General features: G+C 66.5%; 11 protein-coding genes. 10 read left to right on the top strand and 1 reads right to left on the bottom strand.

Translation table 11 applies throughout. The features are described 5' to 3' along the window. Positions 1-349 precede the first annotated feature (349 nt). The 8 genes from ACTIIH_RS14460 (at position 350) to ACTIIH_RS14425 (ending at position 9,076) form a co-directional block, all read left to right on the top strand. Positions 350-1,573, top strand: coding sequence for a CpaF family protein (locus tag ACTIIH_RS14460; protein WP_441452620.1), 1,224 nt, complete (start codon positions 350-352; stop codon positions 1,571-1,573). Next, positions 1,570-2,544 carry a type II secretion system F family protein gene (locus ACTIIH_RS14455; RefSeq protein ID WP_441452619.1) on the top strand — a complete coding sequence of 325 codons (975 nt, stop codon included), beginning with the start codon at positions 1,570-1,572 and terminating at the stop codon, positions 2,542-2,544. The genes ACTIIH_RS14460 and ACTIIH_RS14455 overlap by 4 nt, the downstream gene beginning before the upstream one ends. Further along, a complete protein-coding gene (locus tag ACTIIH_RS14450; protein ID WP_441452618.1) occupies positions 2,541-3,479 on the top strand; it encodes a type II secretion system F family protein in 939 nt (312 codons plus the stop codon). The genes ACTIIH_RS14455 and ACTIIH_RS14450 overlap by 4 nt, the downstream gene beginning before the upstream one ends. A 183-nt stretch (positions 3,480-3,662) precedes the next feature. After that, complete coding sequence (locus tag ACTIIH_RS14445) at positions 3,663-3,845, top strand: hypothetical protein (protein WP_441452621.1); 183 nt, start codon at positions 3,663-3,665, stop codon at positions 3,843-3,845. Between the two features lie 7 nt (positions 3,846-3,852). After that, positions 3,853-4,302: a TadE/TadG family type IV pilus assembly protein gene (locus ACTIIH_RS14440; protein WP_441452617.1), complete on the top strand. Its 450-nt coding sequence runs from the start codon at positions 3,853-3,855 to the stop codon at positions 4,300-4,302. Continuing rightward, complete coding sequence (locus tag ACTIIH_RS14435) at positions 4,295-4,744, top strand: hypothetical protein (RefSeq protein WP_441452616.1); 450 nt, start codon at positions 4,295-4,297, stop codon at positions 4,742-4,744. The genes ACTIIH_RS14440 and ACTIIH_RS14435 overlap by 8 nt, the downstream gene beginning before the upstream one ends. 1 nt (position 4,745) lies before the next feature. Further along, a complete protein-coding gene (locus tag ACTIIH_RS14430; RefSeq protein WP_441092379.1) occupies positions 4,746-5,231 on the top strand; it encodes a pilus assembly protein TadG-related protein in 486 nt (161 codons plus the stop codon). Between the two features lie 146 nt (positions 5,232-5,377). Next, complete coding sequence (locus ACTIIH_RS14425; RefSeq protein ID WP_441452615.1) at positions 5,378-9,076, top strand: FtsK/SpoIIIE domain-containing protein; 3,699 nt, start codon at positions 5,378-5,380, stop codon at positions 9,074-9,076. Here the strand turns inward: ACTIIH_RS14425 and ACTIIH_RS14420 are convergent. Then, positions 9,050-10,090: a GNAT family N-acetyltransferase gene (locus ACTIIH_RS14420; protein ID WP_441452614.1), complete on the bottom strand. Its 1,041-nt coding sequence runs from the start codon at positions 10,088-10,090 to the stop codon at positions 9,050-9,052. The genes ACTIIH_RS14425 and ACTIIH_RS14420 overlap by 27 nt on opposite strands. Before the next feature lie 44 nt (positions 10,091-10,134). Between ACTIIH_RS14420 and ACTIIH_RS14415 the strand changes: the two genes are divergently transcribed. After that, positions 10,135-10,944: a purine-nucleoside phosphorylase gene (locus ACTIIH_RS14415; RefSeq protein ID WP_127364690.1), complete on the top strand. Its 810-nt coding sequence runs from the start codon at positions 10,135-10,137 to the stop codon at positions 10,942-10,944. Between the two features lie 59 nt (positions 10,945-11,003). Then, positions 11,004-12,812, top strand: coding sequence for a phospho-sugar mutase (locus ACTIIH_RS14410; protein WP_441452613.1), 1,809 nt, complete (start codon positions 11,004-11,006; stop codon positions 12,810-12,812). Positions 12,813-12,846: the final 34 nt, after the last annotated feature.

The following is a 12,846-nucleotide window of genomic DNA, read 5'->3' as shown; positions in this document are numbered from 1 at the left end:
GCCGAATTCTACGCATTGTAGAATATGAGATTCTTCGTACCAGCCGGAAGGCGAGGATCCCTTCGAGATCAGAACGAAGCGCCGCCGGCGGGAGATCTCATACATCCCGCCGGCGGCGCGGCTCACATCACTTCACACGAAGACTGGTGAGGAGAATATAGATCGGAACCCACCCTTGCGCAAGACGAACAGTCCCCCTAGTGACATTTGCGAAACTACACGGCGGGCATTCGCCGAACCGATTCCCGGTTATCCACAGATTTGGTTTTTCACTAGATTCTTCATTTGACTACATATAGGTTAAACAGCAAATCACGCTGTCTATTGAATGATCAGGCAAGGGTTCAGAGTGGAAGCCACCGAAGTCATCACCAGCGAGGTTCACAAACGGATCAGAGATCTCGATGTGGATCCCCGCGCCGATATTCAGCGCTCTCGTGAGCTCATTCGCACCGTCATCGCCGAATACGACGAGCGCAGCCTCGTCGCCGATCTCCCACTGCTCGAGGACAAAGAGGCGACGTTCCGGCATATCGATCATCAGCTCTCGGGTTTCGGTGCCCTGCAGGACTATTTCGACGATCCGCACGTCGAAGAGATCTGGGTCAACTCACCGAGCGAGGTGTTCATCGCCGTCGACGGAATCCATCAGCTGACGACGACGAAACTCAGTTCGGGTGAACTCGATGACCTCATCGAGCGGATGCTGCGCACCTCGGGTCGCCGCGTCGATCTGTCGCAGCCGTTCGTCGACGCCATCCTGCCCGACGGGTCCCGTCTGCATGTGGTGCTGCCCGATATCACTCGCACTCATCCGGCCGTGAATATCCGCAAGTTCATCGCCCGGCCGCGCAATCTCGCCAATCTGATCGCGCATGGATCGCTGACGGCCGGCGCCGCCGAGTTCCTCGACGCTGCCGTGGCCTGTGGGGCAAATATCCTTGTCTCCGGGGCCACTCAGGCCGGCAAAACCACCATGCTCAACGCCTTGGCCGGCTCGATTCCGGCCCGTGAACGCACGATCTCCTGCGAAGAGGTCTTCGAACTCAATCTGCCCAGCCGTGACTGGGTCCCCATGCAGTGTCGCCAGCCCTCATTGGAAGGCACCGGCGAAGTCACCCTCCGTGCCCTCGTCAAAGAGGCGCTGCGGATGCGGCCGACGCGCATCATCGTCGGCGAGGTCAGAGAGGCCGAGAGCCTCGACCTCCTCGTGGCATTGAATTCGGGGCTGCCCGGGATGGGCACCATCCACGCGAATTCTGCCCGGGCGGCGATCACGAAGATCTGCACGCTGCCGCTGCTGGCCGGGGCGAACATCTCCTCGGCGTTCGTCGTTCCCACGGTCGCAGTCAGCCTCGACGTCGTCGTCCACCTGCGCAGAGATCCGTCCGGGGTACGCCGGGTCGATGAGATCTGCGCGGTGCCCGGCGGAGTCGAAGGCGACGTCGTCGAACTCGACACGATCTTCCATTCACCCCGCGGACAGCTCGTCCGCGGTCAGGGGTTCGGCCACCTCGGCGAGCGATTTGCGGCCATCGGCCGCGATCTTCACTCCATTCTGGAGGCGGCATGAGCTATTCGCAGGTCGCTCTGCTCAGCGGTGCCTGCCTCGGGGCGGGACTCTTCCTCATCTGGACGTCGCTGTGGCAGCGACCGCAGAGAAAGCGGACTCAGTCGCGGTGGGTGCGCGAACTCGATGACATGCTCACCGGTGCCGGATTCCCCAGGCTGCGTCCGGTTCATCTGCTGCTCATCTCGGTCGCGGCGTTCTGTATTGTGACCGTCGTTTCGACGGTGCTCACCGGATCGTGGGCGATCGCGCTGTGCTTCGGCCTCTTCGCCTCCTGGCTGCCGCACCGGGCATTGCAGCATCGGGCTCGCAGCCGACAGGTGATGCGGCGTGAGCTGTGGCCCGAAACGCTCGACCATCTCAATTCCGGAGTCCGCGCGGGACTGTCTCTGCCCGAAGCGCTGAGTTCTCTGGCCCATCGCGGACCCGAACCGCTGCGGCCGCTGTTCGAAGTCTTCGCCGAGGAATATCGGGCCAGCGGGTCATTCGCCTTGGCGTTGGAACGATTCAGACAGGTCAGCGCCGACCCGGTGGCCGACCGCATCGTCGTCGCACTCAGCGTCACCCGGCAGGTCGGCGGCAGCGACCTGGGCACCATGCTGCGGGCCTTGGCACAGTTCGTCCGTGATGATGCCCGCACCCGCAACGAGCTCTCCGCCCGGCAGCAGTGGACAGTCAACGGCGCCCGACTGGCCGTCGCAGCTCCCTGGGTGGTGCTCGCATTCCTGTCGACTCGACCCGAAACGGCGGTGGCGTACAACTCGCGGACCGGGCTGATCCTCCTGGCGGCGGGCTTCGTCGTCTCTCTGCTGGCGTATCAGGCGATGAAGCGCATCGGTCGACTCCCGGCCGAACCCCGGGTCATCGAGGGGTCCTCGCTCAGCCCCGCCCACCGACGTTTCGCAGACAACGCCGGCATGAGCGGCGGACTCACCGCCGACAGCGACGACTCCGCGGACGGACGGGCGGCATGAGTCTCCTCGGCGAGCCACTTTCGATCCTGGCCCTCGGACTCTTCAACGGCTTCGCTCTGTGTGTCTTCGTCCTCTCACTTCCGCCGCTGCGCAGGCCGACGCTGTCCTCACGGATCGCACCCTATCTGAGGGATCAGGAGTCTTTGGTCGACATCTACGCTCCGCCGACCCCGCGCGCCGACGGTTTCTGGGGGCTGGCGAAGTCATGGCTGGTCAGCTCGACCCTGTGGGTGACGTCGCGCATCACCACGGATGCGACTCTGCGGCTGCGCATCGACCGCCTCGGCGGCAATGCCACGATCGAACGGTTCCGCATCAGCCAGGTGCTGAGCATCCTCGTCGGGATGATCGTCGCCGGCGGTCTGGCCGGTGCGCTGTCGGCACAACGCGGCTTCTCCCCCATCGTCACCGTCGTCCTCGTCATCAGCGGAGGTATCGCCGGGCACGTCTTCAACGATTGGCGACTCAGCCAGGCCATCGCCCGCCACGAATCCCGTGTGCTTGCCGAATTCCCCACCGTCGCCGAACTCCTCGCATTGTCCATCACCGCAGGTGAGGGAATCGTTGAGGCCCTCGAACGAGTGTGCCGCACCTGTTCCGGCGATCTCATCGACGAACTCCGCGCGGCCCTGGTTGCCACTCGCACCGGGACACCGTTGGTCGAAGCCCTCGACGCGATGGCCACGCGCATCGCCATCCCGGAGATCGTCCAGTTCGTCGACGGCCTCGCCGTGTCGATGGCCCGCGGCACCCCGCTGGCCGAGGTACTCCGATCCCAAGCCGCTGACGTGCGCGAACAGTCCCGACGGCGGCTGCTCGAACTGTCCGGGAAGAAGGAGATCGGCATGCTCGTCCCGGTCGTTGTCTTCGTGCTTCCCGTCACCGTGATCTTCGCCGTCTTCCCGTCCCTGACCGTCCTCGACCTCAGTCCGTAACGTCCACGCCACGCGCCACCGACCATTCCCCGCACCCACAGCCAGTCCCGCACCACCGACCACGCGGATCGAAACCTCGACCTCGCCGATGAAGGAGACACGATGTTCCGCCAGTTCACCTACCGCCTCGTCCCGCTCATGCTCGGGCTCATCTCCGGTCCCCCTCCACGAGGGGGAACCACCATCCCCGAGGTGGCCGAGACCGAGGCGAACCATGTCGACCGACCCGATCGCGGGGACGTTCCCGGCTGGGTCCTCATCACATTGATGACCGCAGGATTGGTGGTTGCACTGTGGGCGCTGGCCGGCGAAGCCTTCACCTCGATGTTCCAAGATGCGATGAACAAGGTCCGCGGGGCCGGGTGACCAAGCGGTGACCACAGATGACGAGACGGACCCGGGCGACCGGAGGAGGGCTGACTCGGTGACGGCGGCAGGCGAGCGCAGCGATTCGGGATCCGCCGTCGCCGAGGTCGCCCTCATCGCCTCCCTGCTGGCCCTCATCCTGGCCGGAGCCCTGCAGATCGGTCTCGTCATCCATGTCCGCAACACGGTCATCGACTCCGCCATCGCCGGGGCGAGGCAGGCGAGTCTGGCCGATCAGACTCCGCGCGACGGGCAGAGGCTCACCCGCGACCTCATCCGAGTGTCCGTGGGCGAGCGCTACGCCCAGAAGGTCACCGTCTCGACGTCGCAGCGCGGTGCCGTCGAGATCGTCGAGGTGCGGGTGGCGACCCCGCTGCCGGTCCTCGGGCTGTGGGGCCCCGCCGAGGTCTGGGAACTGCGCGGTCGATCCATCGTCGAGGACATCGACCGTGACTGAGCCCGAGGTCGCTCAGGGAGTCGCGGCCGACGACGCAGACGAAGGAACAGCGGTCATCGAGTTCATCTTCGCCTCCATCGTCCTGCTCATCCCGGTCATCTACCTCATGCTCACCCTCTCTCAGCTGCAGGCGGCCAGCTATGCGACCACCTCGGCGGCGATGTCGGCCTCACGCATCGCCGCTCGCGACGCGAACCCCTCGGAGGCTCGAGCCCGTGCGGTCGCCGACATGCATTTCGCAGATTTCGGGCTGCGGGATGCGCCGTCTTCCATCACCTACTCGTGCACCGGCCCCTGTGGACAGGCCGGCTCTCTCGTCACCGCACGAGTCGAGACGAAAGTGTCTCTCCCCGGCTTCCCGCTCCTTTTCGGCTCAGGCCGGTCACCGCACATCACCTTGCGCGCGAACCACACCGACGTCGTCGCCATAGGAGGCCAGTGATATGCCGACCACGGGAGAGCACGGCTCGAAGCGGCGTGGGGATCCGACACGCGGTCAAGCGCCCGATCATGATTCGGATGCCGGGTCCATCACGCCGCTGTCGATCGGCTTCGTCGTCATCGCCTTGCTGCTGGCCTTCCTCATCGCCGCCCTGACCGACCTGCACATGGCCCGCCGAGAGCTGCAGGGACTGGCCGACTCTGCGGCGCTGGCTGCCTCCGACTCGTTCGAACCGGCTCCCGGCGACGATCCCGGTCTCGTATTCTCACCTCCAGCGGCCAAACGCGCCGCCGGACGGTACCTCGACGCGGTGCCGACTCCGAAGGACCTGGGCAATCTGCGGTTGAGTGCCGATGCCGATGGGGCGCATTCGGTGCGCATCCGCATCGAGGCCCGCTATTCTCCGGCGCTGCTCTCACCGTTCGTCCCCGACCTCATCGACCTCCACGCCACCGCTTATGCCAGGGGCGCCCTGCGCCTCGACTGATCGCGGCCCGTCGTCGTCACTTCGCCTCCGATTCCTGTGGATTCCGGGGACACTCACACGCCGTGAGGCTGTGGATTCCCACACCGTTTCCACAGGGTGTTTTCTCGCTCTTGCCCGAACCGTGCGATCGCGGGGAGTCTGTGGGCATGAGAACCCTGGGGCTCATCCACCGCATTGAGATGAACGGAGCCGTCACGAGCATGAGCATCGAAGCCGAATCAACCCAACCGGCCGTCGACGTCTTCCGGTCTGCCCTCGGACCCGCGTTGACGCATCAGGACCTCATCACCGGCAACCGGCTCGAGAACCGCAGCATCGAGTCGATCAGCTGGGGTCACTGGCAGCGAATCAACCCCATCACTCTTGTCGGGGCGAACTCTCTGCGCACCGCCGACACCTGTGCCGACTCCGCACGGACAAGCGTATCCGTCCTGGCAGGACCCGACTCAGGCTTCGCTCTGAGCCTCGACCCTCGGCGAGCCTGCCTGTCTCGGCTGTCCTACACCGATTGCCTGACCGTCATCGACCCCAGCATTTCCCGCACCCCACAGCCGCTGCGACTCGATGCCACAGGAGATCAACTTACAATCCGTCTGGGAACGACTGTGCTCGCACCGGGCACAGCAGATGGTTCGTCCGCCCGTGCTTCGTCCTCGGCCGCCCATTCGACTCCGCCGATCCGGTCTCCGCCCCTGCACCACAGCGATGACATCCACATCGCCCCGAAGACGATCGACGATCCTCGGCCGGCCCGACCCCCACAATGGTGGACGTTTCTCATCCCGGTCGGCATCGGCGTGGTGCTGGCCGTTGCCACCGGAATGTGGTGGTTCCTCCTCTTCAGCGTCTCGGCCCCGCTCTCCGGGTGGGTCGCCTACCTTGTGGAGAAGAAGCGCTTCACTCGCGACAGCGCGCAATGCCGACTCGATCGTGACGAAGCGGTGGCCGAAGCGCGAGCCAGGCTGCGCCGCCTCGAAGCGGCGCAGCGACACAGGATCTTCTCCTCCCCCGGTCTGTGCCTGGGTTTCGGGACGGTCTTCAGTGACCTCACCATCGACGAACAGCTCCAAGACGGAACCGACCACGTCGACGGTCGAGTCGCCTGCGCCGATTTGCCGATCCGCATCGATCCGCGCACAACGACGGTCACCGTCAGCGGGACGCCGACAGTCCTGCGCACTATGGCCTTCGCCTGGCTGGCCGACCGGCGATTCAGATGGCGGCCGGATTCCAAACTCGCACTGCTGCCGGAGCTGGCAGGCACCGAGTTCTCCGGCGACTGCGCGTCGACCAGGGTCCGGTCAGGGTCCCGCCCAGACACCGACATGGGCGATCCCATCGCGATCACCCTCGACGAGGATGTCGACCCTGCCGTTCTCACGCTCACCGCCCCGCATGCCGGCTCTGCGGTCTCGATGACGGTGGGCACTCTCGCGCAGGCTCGCACCGACTCTTCGACGGCGCCCGGCGGCCCGGTGCCCGGGCGAAGCTTCATCGCCACGCTCATGCCGGCCGCCCGATTCGTCACCCTGCACTGTGGCCGCTCTGCCGATACCAGCATCCGCGCCTGGCCCGACCACGGACTCGGAGAACTCTGCGACGATGCGCCCGAATCCATTCGGAACCGGTGGCGGTCTCCGGCCTCGGGGCCGGTCCCGATCGGGCGCGGAACCGACGGTGAGACCGGCATCGATCTGTTCTCCGACGGTCCCCACGCTCTCGTCGCGGGCACCACGGGCAGCGGGAAATCCCTGCTCCTGCAGACGTGGCTGCTGTCGATGGCCTTGGCACAGCCGCCTCGGCGACTGCGTTTCGTCCTCATCGATTTCAAGGGCGGGGCGACGTTCTCACCGCTGCAGGAGCTGCCGCACACCGACAGAGTGCTCGATGATTTCGACTCCGGTCTGGCATTTCGCGCTCTCGTCTCGGTGCGCGCCGAGATCACCCATCGGGAGCGGCTGCTGGCCGACCATGGGTGCGCCGATGTCGCCGATCTCGCTGATCCTCCCCCACGTCTCGTCGTTGTCATCGACGAGTTCCATGCACTCATGGCGACCCACCCGCGAGCCGCCGACCTGCTCGAACACCTCACCGCCCTGGGCAGGTCCCTCGGCGTTCACCTCATTCTCGCCACTCAGCGCCCCATGGGCGTCGTGACCGGGCAGATGAAGGCGAACATCAACGTCCGCGTGTGCCTGCGAGTGCGCGATGAGACCGATTCCTTCGACGTCATCGGCTCCGAGGCGGGTGCGTTCCTGCCCGCGGACAAACCGGGTGCCGCCTGCCTGGACTCCGGGATCAGCGTCACCCGGTTCCGCGTGGCGGTGCCGTTCGGGGATGACACCCGCGCCGAGGCGGCCCTCCGACCCCGTATTCGCTCCTGGGGTCGGGGACCGGTTCCGTCCCTGGCCGGCGGGGTCGTCGGCGTCGACGTCGACAACATCGTCACAGCGGCCGGGGACAGTGACGATCCCGGGGAACCGTCGGTTCAGCGGCAGGTGGTGCTGCCGCCGCTGCCGGAACCGGATGAGGTGGCAGGCGGTGAACCGTTCGCAGGGGTCACGGGGATCGTCGATGTTCCCAGTCAGCAGCGGCAGGAGATGTGGACATTCGACCCGGATGTGGACGGCTCCTCAATCCTCACGGGCGGCAGCCTGCACACCGTGGAATCCGTGATCGCGACCATGGCACGAGCGGCCGCCCCCACCCGACGGATCATCGCGCTCGGCAGGATCGCCGCAGCCCTCGACTGGGCCGAGATCAGCTGCGGCATGAGCTCAGGCTGGCAGATCCAGGCGGTTCTCGACCATCTCGCTGCCAGCGGGGGTCAGGTCAGGATCCCCCGAGACGGCACCGGCACCGAAACCCCGACGAGTTCGGGGCCGAGCCGACAGCCGCCGAGCCTGCTCGTGTGCAGCAATTGGGCCGAATTCGTCGACTCGCTCGACCACTGCTGGGCCGAACGCGCCGAACGTCTCCTCGGGCATGGTCCCGGATCAGATCTCGTCTTCCTGCTTGCCGGGTGCCGGAACATGACGAGCAGAACTTCGCGGTTCGCCACTCAGATCATCTTCCCTCCCGAGGCCGGGGAAGACGGGACGAGCGTCGGGCTCAGCCGCCAGCGATTCGCCGGCAGCTGGCCGGATCTGCGCGCCGTCATCCGCGGCCCATGCGCACAGGCCGCCGGCGAGGACGGCGCCGATGTGCAATTCGCGCCCGCTGTCGCGGCACGATTCGATTCGTCGATGTCCGAGGCGGGTACGAGCATCCTCGGCGGACCACCCGGCATTCCGGAGTCCCGAAACGGATTCGCTCCACACTGGCGGGGCCTTGACCGTCCTACGGTCGCGTCTGAGGAATCGTTCGGCACCATCCCGGACTGCATCCCGATCGGCGTTGATGCTTTCGGCGACCTCGTCGTGTGGGATCCCCGGCGAGATGGTTCGGTGCTCACCGTTCGCGGTTCTCCGCAGAGCGGCAGGACCGGATTCGCGGCGTACCTGGACCGCCTCGGCGGAGTCTCTGTCCACGATGATGCTCATCTGGAGTCGGACCCGCTCGACTGGGATCTGCTCGACGGTGACGACCATGTGCTCACCGCGCCGACACGGTTCACTCCCGGCTATGGTTCCCCGCTGGCCAAGGCTCAGAATCTCGGGCCGCTGCTCGTGCTCGGCGTACACACCAGGCAGGATCTCACCGGGCTCGGGGTGCTGCGACGGGCCCCGCTTGATGGGCTGGCTGGGACGGGCTGGTTCGTCACCGAGGATCAGGCCCGCCCCGTCCGCGTCTTCAGCCCCACGGGAGTCGCACCTGATTCAGCTCACGTCGGAAGGAGGTCCTGAGAGAGTCTCGTAACGGTAGAGCTCGGTCGCGGTTCCCGATTCGAGCAGCCGGTCGGCGAGAGCGGAGATCACGGGCATTCCGCTCGTGACTTCGATGACGACATCGGCATCGACCGACAGCCGGGCCAGCAGGAGTTCGGCATCGGCGACGGCCGCGGCGAAGTCCTCGCCCGTCGTGTCGGCGGCATCGTCGCGGGTTTCGAACATCGACCCGAGGATGAGCTCGGTCGGCGGCTCCTCGTCGACCTGATCGACGACAGCGGTCCCGTCTCCGGGTCCGTCTCCGGCACCTGGTTCACCGGCCGAGGGCAGAACACCGGCTGTCTCATCGGCTTCCCTCGCATACGACACGGCGAAGGCACTGAGCCCACCCGCCTCGGTGGTTCCGGCCGCGCCGTTCAGCAGAGCAGCACCGTGAGCACCGGCCGCCTCGGAGAGGAAGGCGTTGTTCACCTGTCCGATGGTCAGTTGACCGACGGCATCGTCTCGGTTGACAGCGGTGTACCAGTTGAGGAAGGCCTTCGTCAGCTTCACCGAACCGGTGGCGACGATCTCGAGGTCCTCGGCCCGGCCGCCGCCGGCCGGGGGCAGCGCACCGGCGGGCACCTTGATCACGCGGGTCGTCGTCAGCGGGGTGAAGCCGAGCGTCTGGGCGAAGCCCTCTCCCGGGCTGCCGGCGTGCACACGGGCGCGCAGATCGAGGCCTTCGAGCGCGGTTCCCCGCGTCTCGGCACACACCGCCTCGAAGAGCTCACGCCCCTGACCATGGCCCTGTTCCTCGGCGGCGACCTCCACATTGACCCACGCCCGGTAGGGGTGAAGCGGAGATTCGGCGATCGCGGCGGCTCCGACGGGAACGTCGGGGACCACCTCGGCGATGACGGAGCGGATCAGCGGCGAATCCGAGGACGGACGGAACAGGGACCTGGCCATATGACCGGCCGGGGTGGTCGCATCGGCGAACACCTCATTCAGGCGCAGATCGTCACCGTCGGTCAGCTCTCGAATCGGCATGTGCTCGCTCCTTGGGCGGTGGGGAACTTGATAATCTTGGCGTCATGACTGACTTAAGCGATCCTACCGCCGCCGCGCACGCCGCGGCCACGACCATCAACGCGAACGCGAGCATCGACGCCCATGACGTCGCGCTTGTCCTCGGCTCCGGTTGGGGCGGGGCGGCGGACCTCCTCGGCGAAACCGTTGCCGAGATCTCCGCGGCCGAGGTCCCCGGATTCCACGCTCCGGCCGTTGAAGGCCACGGCGCAACCCTGCGCACGGTGCGCATCGAGGCCAGCGGCAAGCATGCCCTCGTCCTCGGATCGCGCACCCACTACTACGAAGGCAAGGGAGTCCGCGCAGTCGCTCACGGTGTGCGCACCGCGGCTGCGGCCGGCTGCTCCTCACTCGTGCTGACGAACGGGTGCGGCGGTCTCAACCGCAACTGGGCAGCCGGCACCCCGGTGCTCATCTCCGATCACATCAACCTCACCGGAACCTCCCCGATCGAGGGCGCGAACTTCGTCGATCTCACCGATCTGTACTCCCCGCGCATGCGTACCATCGCCAAAGAGATCGACCCGACACTCGACGAAGGCGTGTACGCGCAGTTCCGCGGACCCCACTACGAAACCCCCGCCGAGGTGCGCATGGCCGGGATCCTCGGTGCCGACCTCGTGGGCATGTCGACGACATTGGAGGCCATCGCCGCACGTCAGGCCGGGCTCGAACTCATGGGCATCTCCCTGGTGACGAACCTCGCCGCCGGCATTCAGGAGACCCCGCTCTCCCATGCCGAAGTCATCGAAGCCGGAGCCGCGGCCGCCCCGCGCATCTCTCGCCTGCTCGCCGACATCGTCGCGAAGCTCTGAGACGGCCCGCCCGACTCCGCACTCCCCAACCCGCCACCGCGAACACGCAAAGGACTCATATGACCCGCGTAGCCGATCGCTTCAGACATGGATTCGACGCCGAGGTGGTCCGCGCCTGGATCGCCGATGACCCCGATCCACAGACGGCCACCACCTTGGAACACATCCTCGCCGAGGCCGAGAGCGGCGACGAGGCGGCGATCGCCGACCTCGAAGACCGGTTCTCAGGTCCCCTCGTCTTCGGCACCGCCGGCCTGCGCGGTGAGATCGCCGCCGGCCCGAACCGGATGAACCGGGCCGTCGTCATCCGCGCCGCCGCCGGTTTGGCTGCGTTCCTCTCAGACACTGTCGGTGAGGGATTCCGTGTCGTCATCGGCTGCGATGCCCGGTACAAGTCCGCGGAGTTCGCTCGCGACACCGCCGCCGTCGTCACCGCCGCCGGCGGGGTCGCGATCCAACTGCCCGACCAGCTGCCGACCCCGCTGCTGGCGTTCGCGTTGTCGCATCTCGATGCCGATGCCGGAGTCATGGTCACGGCCAGCCATAACCCGCCAGCCGACAACGGGTACAAGGTCTACCTGGGACAGCGACCGCTGCAGGCGATCGGATCCGAGGCCGACGCCGAGGCGGGTGCCGGGGCTCAGATCGTCAGCCCGGCAGATGCGCTGATCGCCGAGAAGATCGCCGCGGTCGAGTCCGTGGCCTCGGTGGCACGAGCCGAGTCAGGGTGGGAGCACCTCGACGAGTCGATCGTCGAGAACTACCTGTCGCGAATCGACCAATTGGGGGTGCGGGCCGAAGCGGATCTGTCGATCGTGCTCACTTCTCTGCACGGCGTCGGTGCCGGAGTCGCCGAGGCTGCGCTGACCCGCACCGGGTTCACGAACCTCCACCCGGTGACCTCCCAGCAGGCACCGGATCCGGACTTCCCGACAGTGTCGTTCCCGAATCCCGAAGAGGCCGGGGCTCTCGACGAGTCCTTCGCCCTGGCCCGTGAGGTCGGCGCCGAGCTCATCATCGCCAACGACCCGGACGCCGACCGGTTCTCGGCGGCCATTCCGGATGAGTCTGCCGCGACCGGGTACCGGCGATTGTCCGGCGACGAGGTGGGGCTCCTCCTCGGTGAGGATGCCGCTGGTCGGCTAGAGGAAAGCGGGTCGCATGGTGCCGTCTTCGCGAACTCGATCGTGTCCTCCCGTGGGCTGGCCGCCGCTGCCGCCAGCCACGGTTTCACTGCGGTGAATACACTCACCGGTTTCAAGTGGATCTCCCGAGTTCCCAACCTTGTCTTCGGCTATGAAGAGGCGCTCGGCTACTGCGTCGATCCGGCTGCAGTCCGAGACAAGGACGGCATCTCTGCGGCCGTGACCTTCGCGGCCCTGGCATCCCGGCTCAAAGCCGAGGGATCGAGCATCGAGGCCGAACTCGATCGGATCCGCGCCCGCGACGGCTACTTCGCCACCGCTCCCTTGAGTTTCCGCCTCGACGATGTCTCCCTCATCGCCACGTCGATGGCGAAGCTGCGCGAGAATCCTCCGGCCACGCTGGCCGGCTCCCCCGTCGCCGAGGTCCACGACCTCTCCGCCGGGTACGAGGGTCTGCCGCCGACCGACGGAATCCTGCTGCTCTCGGAGTCGAATTCGCGGGTCATCGTGCGTCCCTCGGGCACCGAACCGAAGCTCAAGTGCTATCTCGAAGTCGTCGCCGAGCCCTCGGAACTCCAGGCTGCGGCCGATGCCGATGCCCGTGCGGCCGCCAGCGCAGGAGTGCGTCTGCCAGCCGCCTCGGCGAGTGCCTCCCTCAAACCGGCCCTCAAGGAACGCTTGACCTCGCTGAGCACCGAGCTCAAAACCTTCCTCCCCCTCTAATTACTACGTGACGGCGGCCCAGCAACCTCGCGCG

This window comes from Brevibacterium sp., from assembly GCF_052105255.1.
In the GTDB taxonomy this organism is placed as follows: Bacteria; Actinomycetota; Actinomycetes; order Actinomycetales; family Brevibacteriaceae; genus Brevibacterium; species Brevibacterium linens_B.
This window is presented reverse-complemented; position numbering and strand designations above follow the sequence as displayed.